This window comes from Neobacillus niacini (assembly GCF_031457145.1).
Taxonomy (GTDB): domain Bacteria; phylum Bacillota; class Bacilli; order Bacillales; family Cytobacillaceae; genus Neobacillus; species Neobacillus niacini_J.
This window is the reverse complement of the sequence record NZ_JAVDVZ010000001.1, coordinates 699,772-718,500: the sequence shown is the minus strand read 5'-3', so window position 1 is coordinate 718,500 and position 18,729 is coordinate 699,772. Positions and strand designations below refer to the sequence as shown.

At 37.1% G+C, this 18,729-nt stretch carries 16 protein-coding genes and 1 pseudogene; 1 reads left to right on the top strand and 16 read right to left on the bottom strand.

Annotated features, from left to right (window positions below; translation table 11 throughout):
• Nucleotides 1–95: 95 nt before the first annotated feature.
• The 3 genes and pseudogenes from J2Y03_RS03800 to J2Y03_RS03790 form a co-directional block, all read right to left on the bottom strand.
• Nucleotides 96–284, bottom strand: a complete 189-nt coding sequence (locus tag J2Y03_RS03800) for a DUF2281 domain-containing protein (protein WP_310190798.1) — start codon at nucleotides 282–284, stop codon at nucleotides 96–98.
• Nucleotides 285–371: 87 nt separating this feature from the next.
• On the bottom strand, nucleotides 372–1,082 hold the full coding sequence (locus tag J2Y03_RS03795) for a DUF421 domain-containing protein (RefSeq protein ID WP_310190795.1): 711 nt from the start codon (nucleotides 1,080–1,082) through the stop codon (nucleotides 372–374).
• A 387-nt stretch (nucleotides 1,083–1,469) separates the two neighbouring features.
• Nucleotides 1,470–1,742 (bottom strand): annotated as a pseudogene (locus tag J2Y03_RS03790) (SDR family NAD(P)-dependent oxidoreductase); the annotation flags it as partial.
• Nucleotides 1,743–1,927: 185 nt separating this feature from the next.
• On the opposite strand from J2Y03_RS03790, the gene J2Y03_RS03785 reads away from it, so the two are divergent.
• Nucleotides 1,928–2,722, top strand: coding sequence for a GntR family transcriptional regulator (locus J2Y03_RS03785; protein WP_310190793.1), 795 nt, complete (start codon nucleotides 1,928–1,930; stop codon nucleotides 2,720–2,722).
• A gap of 46 nt (nucleotides 2,723–2,768) precedes the next feature.
• Here the strand turns inward: J2Y03_RS03785 and J2Y03_RS03780 are convergent, their stop codons facing one another.
• From J2Y03_RS03780 to J2Y03_RS03720, 13 genes are all read right to left on the bottom strand, one after another.
• Nucleotides 2,769–4,286, bottom strand: a complete 1,518-nt coding sequence (locus J2Y03_RS03780) for a carboxylesterase/lipase family protein (protein ID WP_310190790.1) — start codon at nucleotides 4,284–4,286, stop codon at nucleotides 2,769–2,771.
• Between the two features lie 173 nt (nucleotides 4,287–4,459).
• A complete protein-coding gene (locus J2Y03_RS03775) occupies nucleotides 4,460–4,642 on the bottom strand; it encodes a Spo0E family sporulation regulatory protein-aspartic acid phosphatase (RefSeq protein WP_310190787.1) in 183 nt (60 codons plus the stop codon).
• A gap of 117 nt (nucleotides 4,643–4,759) precedes the next feature.
• Complete coding sequence (locus tag J2Y03_RS03770; RefSeq protein WP_310190784.1) at nucleotides 4,760–5,833, bottom strand: TRAP transporter substrate-binding protein; 1,074 nt, start codon at nucleotides 5,831–5,833, stop codon at nucleotides 4,760–4,762.
• Between the two features lie 201 nt (nucleotides 5,834–6,034).
• On the bottom strand, nucleotides 6,035–7,252 hold the full coding sequence (locus J2Y03_RS03765) for an LLM class flavin-dependent oxidoreductase (protein WP_310190782.1): 1,218 nt from the start codon (nucleotides 7,250–7,252) through the stop codon (nucleotides 6,035–6,037).
• 67 nt (nucleotides 7,253–7,319) lie between these two features.
• Nucleotides 7,320–8,108 (bottom strand): alpha/beta fold hydrolase, encoded by a 789-nt coding sequence (locus J2Y03_RS03760; protein WP_310190779.1) that lies wholly within the window; start codon nucleotides 8,106–8,108, stop codon nucleotides 7,320–7,322.
• Between the two features lie 100 nt (nucleotides 8,109–8,208).
• Nucleotides 8,209–10,350, bottom strand: a complete 2,142-nt coding sequence (locus J2Y03_RS03755) for an acetate--CoA ligase family protein (RefSeq protein WP_310190776.1) — start codon at nucleotides 10,348–10,350, stop codon at nucleotides 8,209–8,211.
• Between the two features lie 298 nt (nucleotides 10,351–10,648).
• The gene (locus J2Y03_RS03750) at nucleotides 10,649–11,716 is read right to left on the bottom strand and encodes an acyl-CoA dehydrogenase family protein (protein ID WP_310190774.1); all 1,068 of its coding nucleotides are present in this window, start codon (nucleotides 11,714–11,716) and stop codon (nucleotides 10,649–10,651) included.
• Nucleotides 11,703–12,872 (bottom strand): acyl-CoA dehydrogenase family protein, encoded by a 1,170-nt coding sequence (locus J2Y03_RS03745; RefSeq protein WP_310190771.1) that lies wholly within the window; start codon nucleotides 12,870–12,872, stop codon nucleotides 11,703–11,705. The genes J2Y03_RS03750 and J2Y03_RS03745 overlap by 14 nt, the downstream gene beginning before the upstream one ends.
• A 54-nt stretch (nucleotides 12,873–12,926) precedes the next feature.
• Nucleotides 12,927–14,132, bottom strand: coding sequence for an acyl-CoA dehydrogenase family protein (locus J2Y03_RS03740; protein ID WP_310190769.1), 1,206 nt, complete (start codon nucleotides 14,130–14,132; stop codon nucleotides 12,927–12,929).
• 188 nt (nucleotides 14,133–14,320) lie between these two features.
• Nucleotides 14,321–15,121, bottom strand: a complete 801-nt coding sequence (locus J2Y03_RS03735; RefSeq protein WP_310190766.1) for a GntR family transcriptional regulator — start codon at nucleotides 15,119–15,121, stop codon at nucleotides 14,321–14,323.
• Nucleotides 15,122–15,159: 38 nt separating this feature from the next.
• Nucleotides 15,160–15,459 (bottom strand): hypothetical protein, encoded by a 300-nt coding sequence (locus J2Y03_RS03730; RefSeq protein WP_310190764.1) that lies wholly within the window; start codon nucleotides 15,457–15,459, stop codon nucleotides 15,160–15,162.
• 372 nt (nucleotides 15,460–15,831) lie between these two features.
• Entirely contained in the window at nucleotides 15,832–17,451 is a 1,620-nt protein-coding gene (locus tag J2Y03_RS03725) for an MFS transporter (protein WP_310190761.1), read from the bottom strand.
• Nucleotides 17,452–18,222: 771 nt separating this feature from the next.
• Complete coding sequence (locus J2Y03_RS03720) at nucleotides 18,223–18,666, bottom strand: nuclear transport factor 2 family protein (protein WP_310190759.1); 444 nt, start codon at nucleotides 18,664–18,666, stop codon at nucleotides 18,223–18,225.
• Between the last annotated feature and the right edge of the window lie 63 nt (nucleotides 18,667–18,729).

Here is an 18,729-nt window from a genome sequence, read left to right as displayed (position 1 = left end):
AAATTTTTTTCAAGTTATTTTATTAGTTCATTTATCTTTGTCTGAGTGTCTTCTATAACTTCAGAGTTTACTTGTCTTTTGAAAGTGTGTAAACTTTATCTGCTAGAACTGCCATTATTCCAAACCTCATTCTCGAAATCATTATCCCAAAAATCAAGACTACTTTCACTAGCCTTTGTTAAATCATTAGATAATTTCTTTTCCTTTTTCGCTTTTAAAAAACCTGAAAAATCCAATATTTTATCGACCTCTTTTTCAGGTGTTTCATCGATAATTTTATGCAACCGTTCTTTCGGTGCATTTGAAAGAGAGCTTGCTAGAAAATAATTTCACTTCACACATTAAACTTTAATAACGTGTAAGGGAATGAATTATTCTTTATCAATTGGGCTATGAATATGATCTCTAAATGTATCAACATACATATTACCATTGGCAGCAATTACTGCATAAACAACCTCATGTTTTGTTAAATTACGCTTTCTTAACTCTAATTCTAGCCATGAAAAAGATAAATCATTTTGATCTAAATTTTCTTTAATTATTTCTCCATCCATAATAAGTTCAATAGGTAACCTCTGCTCAGACATTACCGTAATCATTAAATCCTGTCTTGTAACATTTCTATATTGTGGCTTTTTTAATACTGTTAACGTCCCATTCGTCTCAACGATTGCAAAGAGAACCTCTTCGATGTTAAAAACATCTCTTTCCCTTAGTTGTTGATTTAAATAATCCAATGTATAACGCATTTTTTTCATGTTTCCTTCTAATACTTTTCCATTTTGTATCACAATTGTAGGATCTCCGGCTAGAAACTTTCGACCTTTTCTATTTTTCAATGAAATAATAGCAATCAAAAAAATAATTACTATATATATCGCAAAAGAAATGACAGTATGATGCGCCTTTATAGAAGTATTAAAGGCTAAATTCGCTGAAATAGCTCCTAACGAAATTGCTGCAACAAAATCAAACATTGTCATTTGCGATATCGTTTGTTTACCTAAAAATCTTGCTCCAATTAGTAATAAACTGAAAGAAGTAATGGACCTCAAAATTACTTCGATATGTTCAAGCATTTTTGCACCTCAATTTTAACTGTTGATAGTCCTATTATTTCCTTCATTTTTATAATTATTAATTTCACATAGAAGTATTATCCAATTAAGAATATTTTTCATTGCCAGTTTGGATGGAAAATTGTTAGCTCTCCATATTTCAAATCTTAACTTTTTTACCCTAAAAAAAATAACACCCACAAAGGTTGATTCAACGCATTTGTGGGTGTTTATAAGTGAATGAGTAGTGATTTGTTTAAATCTAAGATTTATTATATGCCTAAATGAAAAAATCAATTCATCCCACGAAGTCACGGGTTTTCTTTTTCTTGGCATTGTCATAAAAAGACAACTAGCACCACCCATATTCGGATGGTGCAGTCACCTATTTATCTTAAACAATATTTATTAGAATGGATTTGTAGCCATTATGCTAGCTGTTTTTATGTAGACTCGTTGGTTTAATTTCAATTGAGAAACGATCAGTTCAGCAATATCTTCTGACTGCATATATTTCTCATCGTTTTCAGAGATTAATTTCAAATCAAGTGCCATGTCTGTTGCGACTGTACTTGGAGTTAAAGCCGTGACCCGGATATTATTTCTGCGAACCTCTTGTGCTAATGATTCAATTAATCCAATAACACCAAATTTAGAAGCACTATAAGCACTTGATGTAGCGCCCCATTCAGTGACAGAAAAATAGAAATATCTTCTAATTATTTCACTCATCCCGTTCAGACAGTTCAATCAACTTTATCAATAAATAAATCTTTCTTGTATTATCTGTCTATAAAATTTAAAATATAATTAATGGTACGTATAACATATTAAGGTAATAATCTAATTGATGGAAGAGTGATAAAATGTTAGATGAAAAAAGTATAATCCCACTGTATTATCAGTTAAAAGAAATTTTAAAAGAAAAAATAAAGGATGGGTCTTTGAAAGAAGGTGAAATGGTACCTTCCGAAAGAGATCTCATGGAAATGTACAATATTAGCCGCGCAACCGCTAGAAAAGCATTAAATGACCTAATGATCGAGGGGCTCATCGAAAGAAAACAAGGAATCGGGACATTTGTCTCACCAAAAAAGGTCTTACAGGATTTAACGGGAGAAATCGCCTTTGCTCGCCAGGCACGTGAACAGGGACTTAATCCAAGCCTTAAAGTGATTAAAGCATCCATAGATAAAGATGTCCCAATTCGTATATATAACCTTTTTAAAATGGATCCTTCAGAAAGTGTTTTTAAAATAAATGCTGTAGCTAGCGCTAACGATTCCCCACTAATTTTAGGTACAACTTACATTCCTTTAAAATTTGCACCAAAAATTGAATCGATAGATTTTGAAAAAACTGTGTTCCATGAGTATTTGGAGAATGACCTTAAAATCCGTTTTACTCACTCAACTTTAGAAATGGATCCAATTTTATTAGATGATTTTAGTGCCTATTATTTAAAATCAACAGTTGGAAAACCGGCATTATCTGTTGAAAGACTTTTTTATGTAGGAGAAAACCTTATTTTAATTGAAAAGAGAGTGGTACTTGGTGAAAGAACCAAATACCTGTTCACACTAAAACATGGTTCGGATAAAGACAAAGATTATTCTTTTCAAATGAAGTTAGATAGAGAGCACGGGGGAACGGAAGAATAATCTTCCGTTCTCTTTTTATAGTAGTAAGTACTCTTTCCGTTTAATTTCAAGATTCTAGTACCTTCCATGCATCCTCCCACACCAACCTTTCTCCCATACACGGATCGTTCTCGATCTTGCTCTTCTCGTGGAAAACCATGGTTGCCCGGTTTTTCACCTCATAATTTGGCCACTCTGGAATGAGAACGTGATTAGGGTTTCCATTATGTGCAAAAGCAATCCAAGCTCGATGCATTTGCAACGATATCTCTTCTCTTTTGGGGGAAACACCAGTTAAGATAAGAGCATCTTGATGATTTAAGTGATGAAAAACAAACGGAATTTCCATATAGTGGCAACATCCTAATTGTCCGTCAAAAATTGGAGATGGCCAATCAAATCGATACATCCATACCGATGCTCCTGCTTCAACAAGATACTCCCCCATTTTAATCGTTGGAAACCAAAATCGAAAGTCGCCAATTGCACTTTCAACAGAATCTCGTAAACTTTGTCCGTCTTTCTCTCTGTTTAAGTAGTAACCCGAGACTCTTAACCAGATTTCCCCAACCGTCTTTTCAATGGATTCATAAATTTGTTGATCACTCATTGAATTCCATCTAGGTGTTACTGCGGCTCTCAAACGATCTTCGTCCTTATTTGTTCCTAATAAAACAGATAAATGGTTTGAAGCCCCGGACTGAAGGGCTTGCAGTGGCTCCATCGGAATAAGGGTACCATCGATAACCGGCTGAAAAACAGCGGATTTTGCTGCATTCACTCTTAGTGTATCCGTTACTTTTAAAAACTTTTCAACTGGTACATTTTCTAATTTCCATAACTCATTCTCCTGTATACCGAGAATCTCCAACCATTTCCTCGCCACTTCTGTTGCCTCTTTTGAATTCGTAAAAAAATCACCAGCATGGCTTTGTAAAATTGCCTGGCTAAATAACCCCTTCGCACTAGGCATGGCCATTAACAAGGAGACACTGGTTGCCCCAGCTGACTCACCAAAAATCGTAACCCGCTCAGGATCACCGCCAAAATGACGAATATTTTCTTGGATCCACTTTAACGCTTGAACCTGATCTAATAAACCACAATTTCCAGAATAGGCATACTCCTCTCCACCTATATCTGCTAAATGTAAAAAACCAAGAGGACCTAAACGATAATTGATGGTTACGAGGACAACATCCCCTTGCTGGGCAAATGAAGTTCCGTCATACCATGGGTTCGATCCCGCATCAAACCAAAAACCGCCGCCATGAATAAAAACCATAACCGGACGTCCTTTCGTATCCGCAACCGGTGACCAGATATTTAGATAAAGGCAGTCTTCATCGGTTTCTAATTCCTTCCTTTCTCCGAGAATGTTTGCAAAAGGATTTTTTGGTTGAGGGCATCCCGGTGCAAACTGAGTAGCATCATATACACCATTCCACGGGGCAGGTGGTTCAGGAGGCTTAAAACGCAATTGTTGGATCGGTGGTTTCGCGTAAGGAACCCCTTTCCAAACAGTGATTCCATTTTCCAATTTCCCTTGAATTTTTCCATTGGAAGTTTCAACTAAAGTGCTCATTAACCATTCCTATCTCCCTTCTTTTAAGATCACTTTACTTTATTTAAACAGCTAAAAAGGACAGTTAACTAAACATAGAAAGGGGAAAGAAACACGGGTTCTTTCCCTTCATTACGAATTAAAATAATAGAATTCGAATGTTTATTTGTATTTTTACAGCCTAACTATTAAACTTAAAGAATCTCTTTCCGATTGAAGCTTCCCGGATATTTAATTTTCAAGATTTCATTTATTAACAAATCTAATTCTTTACTATGTCCTATCGTTCTTTGATCAGTCAAACCGAATCTTTCCCCTGACAATTCCATTACATATTTTAAACGATAGTATTTTTTCATATATTCCATTAGCTGCATCAGCCCTTCTCCTTTCTATTTTTTTTTCAAATGAATATTAATTTTATATATTATATAAAGAGATACAATGTAGGTTTTCATAGATATAAATGACCAATAGTTATGTCCAGACGTTATTTAGTTGTCTTTGGACACTGCCTCAATTAATTCTTGGCCTCCATTTACTTTATCTGTAAACCATTTATAAACAGGCTCTACCGCTGTTCTCCATTCTTCAAGTTCTTCCTTAGTAGGATAATGCACCGCAATTCCTGACTTTTCTAGTTCATCAAAAACAGTAGCATAGCGATTTTTTACATTTTCATCCGAGTAAGGTTCTAGGTCTTTACCAACTTCAATTAAAATCTCTTGAAGGTCTGCAGGTAATGATTCAAATTTTGCTTTAGATATTACTAGTGGATTTCCATAGGCAGTTAATGGTAGTAATGTTCCGGATTTAACTGGTATTTTATAATCAAGAGCATAGATGACAGGATTGATTGTTGCATCAACAACACCTTGATGTAAAGCAGTAATCTGTTCGCTGGCAGGGATCGAAACTCCACTTGCGCCTACTACCTTTAACGTTTCAGGGATACCAAGTCCTCCTGGAACTCGCGTCTTTAATCCTTTAATACTTTCCACGTCTGTAACAATTTTTTCCGTTGTCCAAAGAACTCCGGGATCCGCATTCGCTGTGTTAGATAATACGATAAGTCCCTTTTTTTCTAGCTTACTAGCAAACTGTTGACCTCCATTTTCATGGGATAAAAAGGCTCTCATATCTTTTAGAAAAACTGAGACGTCTTTTGGATCGTAATCGAACAAGAATGGAAGCTCTAAGACATAATAGCCATCTTCAATCGCGGCTAAAGCATTGGAACTACTTAAAGTTATATCCACTTGACCATTTAGCATGGCTGGTATTTCTTGATCTACAGGTACAATTTGTGCATTGGGATATACTTCAACCGTTAGTCTTCCATCACTTCGCTTTTCAACTTCGTCACTAAACCATGTAGCAAGATCATGCATGGTTGAGGTAGTAGAATAACCATGAACTGCTTTTAATACGTATTTATTTTTGCTTGTAGACGAATTATCTCCATTGCTTTCGGCTCCTCCATTTGATTGCGAAGACCAGCCGCCACAGGCTGATAAAACTAAAAGAATACCTAAAAGTAAAACTCCTAATAGTCGCATTTTCTTCATAATTCCTCATCAACCCTTCAATAGGTCTATTTGATTAACATAATTTTTTTAGCTGGGTTAAAATGTAATTACACAGCCAATGTAGTCCACTTAGATTAATAAATTCATGAATAGAAAGGAATCTTGTTTTTATAGAATAAAAAAATTATCCTGCATATTCAGTTGTTGCCAAATATACAGAATAATTTTTTTTGGTACCTTTTAATAGTATAAAGCAACCTCTTCCTTATTCTTTCCTGCGAGCGTGTCACCCTGTTCTAACTCTGTATCATCACCCAGCTTTTGAATGTCTTTTAAGACATAACGTGAGAATAGATCAATGTTCTTCATTGCTTTCCAATGTGGCATATTACCAATTTGCATAAATGCATTAATTACACCAACACCTGTTTCTTTTTGTAGTTCTGTTAATCTTTGTTTCACAGTCTCAGGAGATCCTACTGTGACATAGCCTTTATCAAACATTTCTTGAGGAGACATGTCCGCAATATTATCATTAACCAAAGCTTCCATGGCAAATTGTCTTGCTTCTGCTCCGATGTATCCTGGAGGGAATGCCTGATAACCTTTGAAATTAATTTGGTATTTATACCAGAATCGGATATGCTCTTCAAATTCTTCCCAAGCTTTAGCATCCGTTTCTGCCACATAAATCTTATGGTTCAATCCTAATTGAGATTGGACAGCTGTGTATCCAAATCGATTCGCTTGTTCACGATAATCATCATAGATTTTTTTAATAGTAGGTAACGAAGAAACCGTTACGATATAAGGATATTTGTGTCTTGCAGCGAATTTAACGGTGTCCCGGCTTCCAGTTGACGGAAGGAAAATCGGAATCTGTTTACTAATTGGCCTCGGCCATGCATTGAGGAATGGAACATCAAAATATTCACCATGGAATTCAATCGGACCATCTTCATACCAAGCTTTTAAGATTAAATCATGAGCTTCATAGAATCTGTCTTTTGATTCATTCGGGTTTACATTCCGGAAGTTAAAGTATTCGGCTCCGATTCCTCGTACCAGACCGCAAATAATTCGGTCTCCACCTGTAACCACGTCCAGCATTGCAATTTCTTCAGCCACGCGCTGTGGGAGGCTGTGTAACGAAGTAGCATTCCCCAAAATGGCAATCTTCCCTTTTGTACTTCGAGCTAGCATGGCAGCCATAATATTTGGTGATGGCATGTTGCCGTAGGAGTTCTGATGATGCTCGTTAACACACACAGCATCAAATCCCATTCTGTCTGCATATTCTAATTGCTCAAGGAATTCGTTATAATATTGATGCCCTTTTACTGGATCGTAATGTTTATTAGGGTATGTTACCCAAGCAGAATCATATTTATTTTGATTATAACCCTCAATATCAGCGTCTAAATATGGCATTAAATGAAAAGAAAATACTTTTGTCATTGTTTTACCTCCTTGAATTGTTAGCTATTATCCTACTATTACTAAACGTTGAAATGGTTAAAATATTTTAGAATGTATTAACGGAATACTGTTTTGAGAGAAATTCCTGAACGATTCGATTCGTTTCTTCACTTTTTTCAATATGTGGGACATGACCTGTGTCTTCAATAATTTGAAGTATAGAATTTTTAATGTTTTGATTAAAGAATATACTATGCTCTACTGGGTATAATCGATCTTCTTTACCCCAAATAATGCAAGTTGGTGCAGTTACATATTTTAATAGCACTGGAAACTTAGGATTGTAATTTCTTTCCCAGATTAATCTTGCTAATGCCGCTTCATTTTTATCTTTTCTTGCCACTTCTTCTCTGGTGTTTTGAATATTAATTGCTTGCTTTAATAAACCTTCATCGTGAAAAATTAATTTTGCTTGGTACTCCTTGTCGCCATGGAAGTAATCAGGTACTTTCACACCGTTCACATACGCCCCTTGCGGACTGATTAATACTAAATTTTCCACGCGATGCGGATGGCTGATGGCAAATTCAAGAGCGATTCTTCCACCAATGGAATGTCCGACGAGATTTACTTTGTCAAGATTATAATGATCTAGGAAATCCCGATAAAAGTAATTATAATCTGCTGCTTCCTTCACCCATTTAATTTTTTCTGATTGACCGAAACCTGGATTTTCAACCAAATAAACCTTATTATTTTCTGCTAGCTTTGAAAAGAAGCTAATATCCGGATTAACAGCCCCAGCTCCATTTAACCAGACTAATGGTTCCCCCTGACCTGCAGTAAAGACATGGGCTTTTACCTCTCCAATTTGTACAATCTCGCTTTTAAACATCCTTTAAACCCCTCCTAATTATTTTTATTTATTAAAACAAATGGCACATGGAACCAAATAACGAAGGTAATTCCTAGTTGCGAAACGCAGCCGGCTTGTATCAACGAACTGCTTCAATGGCAGAATTTGTATGGCTAACCTTCTTTTCATTTCCAACGATTAAAGCATCGACCGCTGTGACACCCTTCCCTTTTTCATGTACAATCACTGGATTAATATCTAGCTCTTTCAACCATTCACTTTGATCAAAACTAAATTCGGATATTCTCACCAATGTCTCCACAAGAGTACCAATGTCATATGGACCTTTACCTCTTGCACCTTTTAAAATGGTATAACCTTTAATAGATTGAACCATTTCATAAGCATCTTCTCTAGTTAGAGGAGCTGGTCGGAGAACAACGTCATTGAATACTTCAACAAATATCCCGCCAATCCCAAACAGAATACATGGACCAAATAAAGGGTCTTGTACGGAACCAATAATAACCTCAATTCCGTCCTCTATCATCTTCTCTACAAGGATTCCTTCTAGTTGAGCATTAGGATTATAGTTCTTTGCATTGGTCCATATTTCATCATAAGCAGCCTTGACCTCAAGGTCAGACTTCACATTAATCTTCACACCTCCTGCGTCACTCTTATGTGCAATTTGTTCAGATGCAATTTTCATGACGACAGGATAACCAATTTCTTCAGCCGCATTGACGGCATCCTGTATACTTGTTACGACTTTGCCAGTTGGAACTGAAATCCCATACTTTGCAAGATAGGTTTTGCCTGTGTGTTCATTTGCATTGCCAAAAACTGCTTCCAATGCTTGCGGAACTGTCATTCGCTCTTCGCTGCTAAATTTTTTATAAGAGCCAGTTAATCGATTTCGGTTATATTCATTCATGTTTTTGAGCGCTCTAATCGTTCTGCTTGGAGTAGGCATCCAACAAAAATCGCTCTCACGAAACTTTTGTTTTGTCTCATCCGCTACACCTGACCAACATACGATGAACGTTTTGTCCGTATTGGAAGCAATTTGCTCCAATCTTGGGATAAAAGTTGGCGCTAAATGATCCCAAAGCTGCATATAGTACACAACTGTTCCAACGTTAGCATCATTTAAAATAACCTCTATGGATTCAAACAAATTGTCCAGCGTTTGCAAGACTTGAGCGGTGACATCAATTGGATTCCCCAATGCAGCAAAGGAAGGCAATAAATCTTTTAACTTTGCCGTGGTCTCCGGATGTAATTTGGCCAGAGGAACACCGTACTCCTCACATTTGTCCGCCATTATAATCCCGGCACCGCCAGATCCAGTGACTAAGGCAACATCCCCTAAACTAGAAGGGAGCTTGGCATTATTAAATAGTGCAAGCGTATCAACTAATTCTTCTTCACTATTGACTTGAATCACATTTTTCTTATTTAGATAGCTTCTATAAATCGCTGAGTTCCCTGCTAGTGATCCCGTATGCGACGTTGCTGCATCGGCCCCTTTTTCGGAGTTGCCAACCTTTAAAAGCACAAGCGGTTTTTCATTTTCAAGACATGAAGCTAATGCTCTGTCCATCGACTCCTTGTTTCTTGCACCTTCTAGATATCCACCTATTACTTTGACTTCCTGCTGCTGTGCAAAATAATTGACGTAATCGAAGAAATCAACTCCGGCTTCATTCCCGGTACCAACTAAATATTGATAACCACACCCAATATCACGGATTAATTTTGTCGTAACCGTGGCAACTGCTCCACTTTGAGAAATAAACGCAATCGGATCGACCTGGTCGAGGTTTACTGGAGAAAAAGAAGCGATTACATTTTCTTTTAAATTCGTAAAACCATTACAATTCGGTCCAGCAACAGGGATTCCTGACTTCTTAATAAAACCAGTTAATTTATTCTGCATTTCAATGCCTTCTGCTCCTACCTCAGCAAAACCGGAACTAAAAATGACAGCGCTTTTAATTGAGCGAGTAGCTAGTAATTCTAAAGAAGATAAGACTGCATTCGATTTAACCGCAATGATGGCTAAATCTACATGTTTCGGGAGGCTTTGAATGTCTGGTAAACACCTATACCCAGCAATCTCCAAGTATTTTGGATTTACAGGAAAAATTTCTCCTTTAAATCCGATCTGTTTTAGCATATATAAGGGTCTGCCGCCAATTTTGCTTTCATCAGATGATGCACCAATAATTGCGATGGATTGTGGGGAAAACATTGGTTTTAAATCAAATTCAATCATGCAAGAACACCTCTAAATTTTTGGAATTGATGATTTACCTATTGAAAGACCATCTAAAACCTCTATGATTCTACCTTCAACAGCAAAATATATTAATCTAGTTGTCTATTTATCCAATTATGTACGTACACCACATTAATATATTGTTATGTTGTACGGTCAACCTAAACTATAATTATACTTCACTATATAAGTTGAAATACTGTCAAACAATTCTAAATATTTTTATTACTGGATTGGGAGCGTTAGGATCAACGAACGTTTACCTTTTACTCCTAGATTAAGGGAAATATCTATATTATTTCATTTCTGCAAGATTACTAAATAATTTTTTTTGATGTTTAATGCGTTCGCCAACCGCTTTATAAACTTCGCTTGAATTCAATATTGCCTGATAACCAAGAAGATTCCGGAACGATTCTTCAATCCAAAAATATTGGGAATATCCTTTCCCGCCGAAAATCTGAATGATATCATCAAAGATAGAGATAGCAACCTGAACAGCGTCTGCTGCAGAAAGTTTGGCGATTGCTTGTAGATTCTCATTGGAGGGATCCTGTTCTAAAGACACAGCACTTTCGTATAATGACAATCGTGCACCTTGAACAGTGACAGACGCGTCTGCCAATTTCCATTGAATCGCTTGTCTGTCACTTAACGGCTTTCCAAAGGTTACCCTGGTTTTCGTGAATTCAACTGCCTCTTCAATCGCTCGTAAAGAACTTCCAATAGCACCTGCGGCCAGTTGTAAATACATGAATACCAATTGTGGATTCTTTTCGCTGTTCAAGTCTTTATTAGAATTTATTTTTTGACCGTGAACTTTATCTAAATGGACTTCACTTACATCTAGAATACCTATTCCTTCACGAGTAAGTACTCTTACTCCTGGGCTGGAACGGTTAATGAGGACCTGCTTCGAATCAATCCAATACCATTGACAATTCTCATCCCCGATTGCCGAAAAGCTTCCAGAAACAACCACACCATTCTCCACAGGGATGGTTTCACACCAAGTTACATTTGTAACAGGATAAACACCCTCTTTAAGAGTATCAGAAGACCAATCAGAGGAAACTAAATTCATTGGTTCTGACCCATCGACTACGCCTGCTCCCAAAAATCCTATGAGAGATCGATGCAATTCTTCATAAACCACCAAGCTGGAATAAGCGGATAATGATTCTAAATCACCTATTCCATTCCCTAAGTAACCTTCTGCAAATAGTTTAGAACGAAGAGGTGATGAAATTTCTTGAGAAACTTTCCCGTTTGCCATTCTTTTTTTTTCTACTGGAATCATTTCCGTTTCAACAAAATTCCGTAGCATTTTTCTTAATAGTGAATCCTCTCTAACGCGAAACATTTTTTACCTCCTCATGCACATTGTACGGACTAAGACGATCAACCTCTTCATAGCCACGAATTAATGAACGGCTTGCTAACAGCTTCATGGTCTCTGTCGATCCTTCCGTAATCGGGAACCTTCGAAGATCACGATAATAACGCTCGAAAACCGTGCCAACAGCATAACCATATGGGCCGCTAATTTCTAAAGCTCTGCGAAATACTTCCATGGAAAGTTTGTTGCTGGCTAACTTACTAAGGGCAGCATCAAAACGAGCATCCTCACCATTATCAAATTTGTATGCTGCATTGTACATCAAGAAACGCGCACGACGATATTCTGCTTGAATACGCCCTAACCACTCAGGATCCACTTTATCTGGAAAATACTTTAAAAGCTCATCTATTGCTCTTGTCACAGCCCCTAAACAAATTGGTGACTGAAGCATATAGCGGTTTCTGGTAAACCAGGTTTGAGCAATATTGAATCCTTCTCCGATATTTCCTAACACCTGCTCATCCGAAACATAACAATCATCAAAGCTGATATACCATGGCTGATCTCCACCCATTGTTACAATTTGCTCAGTTGGGTTAAATCCTGGCGTATTTTTGTCTACAATAAAACATGTAATCCCATCTCGCACTTTTTCTGGATCCGTTTTTGCATATACGAGACAATAATCCACATATCCCCCATACCCGATGAATTTTTTCACTCCATTTATGACCCAACCGGAACCTTTTCGAGTGGCTTTACATGTCATTCTTGCTGGATCCGCCCCTGCCTCGGGTTCCGTTTGAGCAAACCCGCCCAGCTTTTCACCACGGATGGTCGGATACAAATAACGTTCCTTTTGCTTTTCACTGGCAGAATAGAGAATGTACATTGGGTTTTCCAAAACGACTCCCATCACGCTCCACAGGGCTGTTCGACCTAATGCTTCCCGCCAGCCTAAATAGGTAACGCTTGGCAAGCTTTGACCTCCATATTCCTTTGGCGCGGATGGAGCCCATAAACCTTGCTTTTTCATTTCGGAAAAGATGTGATTAACAGTATCCTCAGGCAGTTCATTTAAAAACTTTGGAAGCAAATATTCATAGGGAACCATTTCTTCTTCAACAAACTTTCTCATTTTCGCATTCCATAGATCGGCTTCATGTAATAAATTCATATAAAAACTCCTGTCTATAGGTATCTATTAAATCCTTCCTAATCTAAAAGCTCATCACAGGTAATCTTTCAGCTCCCACTTAGCAATCGTGGCACGGTGAACTTCATCCGGACCGTCATAGATTCGCAATCCCCTTTCATGTGTCCACATATGAGCAATAGGGAAGTCGTCTGTCACTCCTGCTCCGCCTAGTATTTGAATCGCTCTGTCTAAAACCTTTGTGCTCATGTTTGGCACCGCTACCTTAATCATGGCAATTTCCTTTTTTGCTGCCTTATTTCCAACTTTATCGATCATATAGGCTGCCTTTAAGACCAATAAACGTGCTTGTTCAATGTCAATACGGGAATTGGCAATCCATTCTCTGACAACCCCTTGTTCTGATAATGGCTTACCGAAAGTAACACGCTCCATGGAACGCTGGCAAATGATTTCAAGAGCACGTTCAGACGTCCCAATCGATCTCATACAATGCTGAATACGAGCTGGACCAAGTCTTCCTTGCGCAATCGCAAACCCTTCCCCTTCTCCTACAAGAATATTAGTGACAGGAACTCTAACATTTTCAAATTCAATTTCCGCATGACCAATAGGAGCCCGGTCATATCCAAACACTGGTGTGGTTCGAATGATCTTTACCCCTGGAGTGTCTAACGGTACAATGACCATGGAGTGTTGTTTATGCCGTTCCCCAGAGGTACTGGATTTCCCTAAAACGATTGCAAACTTGCAATTTGGAGAGGCCGCACCTGATGACCACCACTTTCTTCCATTAATTACGTACTGATCTCCATCTCTGATAATAGACGTCTCTATATTTAAGGCATCAGATGATGCGACTCGAGGCTCAGTCATACTAAAACAAGAAAGAATTTCACCATTTAGTAGTTGAGGAAGCCACTTTTCTTTTTGCTCCTCAGTCCCATATAGAACCAGCATTTCTATATTAGGGGCATTAGGACCATGACAGTTGAACACCTCAGGAGCGATAGGGGAACGCCCCATTATTTCACATAAAGGAGCATATTCAAGGTTTGTCAACCCCGCTCCATATTCCGGATCTTCAAGGAATAAATTCCAAAGCCCGGCTGCCTTCGCCTTTCCTTTCATTTCTTCCATAATCGGAGGTGATACCCAACGATTCTCAGCTTGTTCCATCTGCTTGTGATACGTCTTTTCATTTGGAAAGACAACTTCTTCCATAAACTGATTTAATTTTTTTTGTAGCTTAACCACTTTATCCGAATATTCAAAATTCAACACACACACCTCAGTTCCATTTATTTTTATTGAGAATGATTCCTATGACCCCTACGAAAATATTCCGAGTATTTATGATAAAAAAACAACATCATATAGCCCATATAAAGCTACTGTTCACTGAGTTGAAAGCGTTTGAAATTCTGCCAGTAAAAAGGGTAACAACTCTAATGTTGCGAACAAAACTGTTATTTAAGATTCGTGCGATGATGGTTAAACTCTAAACCTAAAATATAATTATCTTCACTTTCTAAACTTAGTCCAACTGTCAAGGATAGCTTTAAGCGATCTCCCCTTACTTTTCGTTTCTGAACAATAACGGCATTATTACCTGAGTAAACCACCCGTTCTAACGAAAGAGCTGGAACTCCAAGATCATAACCTAAATATTGGGCTTCAAATTCACTAATTGAGTTAGCTTCGATATCTAATGTGGAGTGGGTAAAGTTTAAATTACATTCTTTTTTTAAGTATTCAAATATAGTTGTTTTTTCTAAATCTTGCTCTAAGAGATTGGGCGCAAAATGTTGTGGAATGTATAAAGACTCTAGCATTAAAGGCTCATTATTAATCAAACGATTACGGACGATGTTAATCGTTTTATGTAATCGCTGTAACTGAAATATTTCTGAAATTCGATTTGGAACATCTGTCTCTACTGCGCTATAAACAATTTTTGAGCTTGGAATTAACCCTTGCTTGATCGCTTGTTTATTGAAACTTAGTTCCCCTGTCAAATCCTGGGTCAACTTTGATTTAGATATAAAGGTTCCGACCCCTTGTTTTCGATGAATTAATCCTTCTACCATAAGTTCATTCAATGCTTTTCTAACAGTGGCACGGCTTACCTTATATGTTTCTATTAATTCTCTCTCAGAGGGTACTTTTTGCCCTTCTTCCCATAAACCTTCCTTTATTGTTTCTTTTAACACTTCTTTTAATTGATAATAAAGGGGAATAATACTGCTTACATCCAACATCATAATCATTCCTTTAAACGAAAGTAACAAGATAAAAATAATACTTTTTACGCTGTAGAGTTATAAACGTTTTCCCAATAATCAGTTAATTTCTTAGATAGTCCACCATGACCGAATTTTAATCGTTTATTATCTAAATGGCTGGTTTCGTGGACATTATGGAGAAAATTAATAATTTCTTTTCTTCTCCTAAACAAATCCTGTAGACCATTTTTATAAAACCAGAGATCAATGGTATTATAGACTCCTCTGTTGATCCCGTACTCCTTCTCAACATAATCTGAAAATAAACAATCTGGTAAGCTTATTTTGTTTTGAGCTAACCTTTCCCTTTTGATATTACTCATCGCTTTTTAAGCCCCCTTTGATTAACCTTATACTCCTAACCAGACCAATTGCTCATTCCATTCCTAATATAGCATATATAAGCATCTCTCGTTAATATGTTATATGGTTGTTCGTACCACATTACCTATACTTTAAATTTATCATTCCATCACTCTACTTGTCAAATGCTTTTTAATATTCTGACTATTAAAATCTAATTCTTTTTCTTTTTGCTCTTCAGTAAGAAATATTACTAAACCAGTTTGTAATAGCACCCAAAGGAAACAACAAGTTCGAAATCTAAAAACCTAAACGGAGGTAGGATTATCTCAGCCTCCTGTTTAGGTCAGATTATTCGTTAGATAAAGGTCATTAGACACCTCAAATTACTGTTATACCGCGTCAGTAACAGCTTCCTGTGTTTCTTTTCCTTCCTGGTGGACTTTCTTACCTTTCATAAATAATGCAAGGAAGATTGCTCCAAGAATTAAAACAGCGACATTCAGCAAGAACATAGTATGAAAAATGTGAACCATTATATCTTTCATATTTACTATCACGCTATCGAATGTTTGCTGCATCTCCGGTGAAAGTCCATTTCTTATCTCTGCAGCTGCCGTTTTGTTTGTGAGCGCCTGGGTACTTGACATTACACCTATTTCCGCTTCAGATAATGCTCCTCTTAGCTCTGCAGGCAAATATTTACCTACTTGCCAATTTAGATTCATAATAAGTCCGGAAATGGATAAACTGACGACAGTGGCTAAATTGGTGAAAAAATATTCCGCCCCTGTTGCAGTTCCTACCACATTGTGCGGCAAATGATTTTGCAAATAGGATACGAATACCACATTAATTGCCCCCGAATTCACGCCCATCAAACCTATAATCGTGTAAATATACACAATGTTTGTATTATCATTAAACCCTGAAACCAGGTACATCATTGCTGCATCAAAAAGAAATATCACTGCGATGACCATTCTATATTTTCCTGTTTTCCTTATAATCTTACTTAAGATGAGAGTAGAGAAGATATGCACGGCCATCAACGCCGTTATCAAGGATCCAGATACGACAGCCGACATGCCCTTGACTGCCTGTCCAAATAGTGGAACATATGTTAAATAAGTAATAACAACAACTGCCCCAAGGGAATGCCCAATCACAGGAATCAAAAAATATCGGTTTCTTAAAAGACTTAATGGTAAAATAGGTTCCGCCGCCCTGCGCTCAACCTGTATAAAAAGGATAATAGAAACTAAAGAAATTAAATAAAGCGCTATCATTGCACTTGAGCCCCATGAATATTTGGATCCTCCCCAACTAAATGCCAAAAGGAACGGAATCGCAGCCGTGCAAAGAAGGCAAATCCCCGCATAATCAATCGTTACTTTTACCTTACGTTTTACTGTGGGCATGTAGTGGTTAACAACAAAAAAGACGATGAGCATGAAAGGTAATGGAAAGTAATATAACCAGCGCCAACCTATAGTGTCAACAATAAATCCTCCCAGCAGGGGTCCGGTAATGTATGTAACACCAAGCATGGCAGATAAATACCCTAATATTTTTACCCTTGTTACTGTAACATATAAATCAGCAATAACTGCAAAAACAGTTGCAAATAAAAAGCCTCCGGCGATCCCAAGAACTAACTTATATGCAATTAATACCGAAATAGAATGGGCTGAACCTGTAAGGATAAGACCGAAAGCAAAGACAGCCAGGGAAATGAGATAAATTCGTTTTCTCCCGTATAAATCCCCTAGTTTACCTGAAATCACCCTCCCGATAGAGCCGCCCAGCATGTAAGTCGTAATCGTCAAGGCATAAAACTGCATACCCCCAAGATCAGCTATAATGCTAGGGGTTGAGACCCCATGAATAGATCCCACAAATATATCAAAGTAAAAAGTCAAGAGGACGGTTACCGTAACAATTAGTAAGGGCTTTTTTTCCAAATGAATGATAGGTTTTTCAATAGGATCGATCACATTCTCGTTTTTCAAATCCTTCTCCCCCTTAAGGTTATCAAGTATAAAAAATTACAAAATACATTTTTATTAGCACCTTTATTAAGGTAACAATTACTCAGTCTAAATTTTTCTATACAATCTTAATTTCTCTATAAGACTATGTATTGTATTTATCAATTTTCTGCCTCCTCAAGTTAAAGTTAAAAATGAAATTTAATAAGGAGGAGGGCATTAATTCAATCATTAAAACGTTTTCAAATTAATAGATTGTATTTATATTAAACCGTTTCAAATATAAACTAGTCTACTGTTTTATGTATATATTCATCTCCTTCCCTTTGTAATGGACTGGACATCCTGGACAAATTTATTCAGTCATTATAAGCCCCATAAGTAAACCTAAAGAAACCCATATTTTAACTGAACTCAGCTTCGTCTCTTTTACTGGACGTAGACATGCTAGTAAGTGCCTTTGAAAATAATATAAGGTTGTCAGGACCACCTTATCTTTGTATTATAATGCAACACGGACAAGTTGACAATATATTAAAAATATTTTTAATTATTTGGTAACTTTAAAAAAGTTGTAAATTATATCTACTCACCATACGGTTGGCAAGTACAGCTGTTTCGACAGACTGATCTGACTTCGAATCGATACGACGCCATACTATCAAAACACAAACGGGAGGCAAAGGGATACATGCCTCCTGTTTAGGAAATTTAACCGTCAAATTGGGGTCATTTTACAACTTCAATTTATGGTATTAAACCACTTCGAAAACGTTTTCCTAATTTCGATAGTTAATCGAAGATTGGGCTTTTTATTGGGTGTGGTGTAAATGCGCGTTTCTTTACATACCATCTGCCATTTTCTTCCACATATTCATCTCTGTACGTACCTGACAAAAGAGAATACTCGTCATTGGCAAGTAATCGGCCAAAAAGTACATCATGAATCCCACTAGCTGTATTTCCATTGACTTCGATTACCGAATTCGAAATATGATGATAGGATTCCTTGGAATTGGATTTAATCGTTTCTAACATGTCAGTGATTTCTTCTATTCCACTGCCTACACGAATGTGTGGAACATCAAATACCGCTTCTTTATGCCAAATATTTAAAAACAGGTCATATTCTTTTTTATCCACTCCATGACAGTAATTAGCAATTAATTTTCGAATCTCCTCAATTGCTTCTAATCTCTCAATTTTTTCTTCAAGTGATACTTGTATTATACTCATCAATTATCCTCCTTGGATTCATCTTGCTATGGCTCTAATTACTTTAAGAGGTTACCGAATATT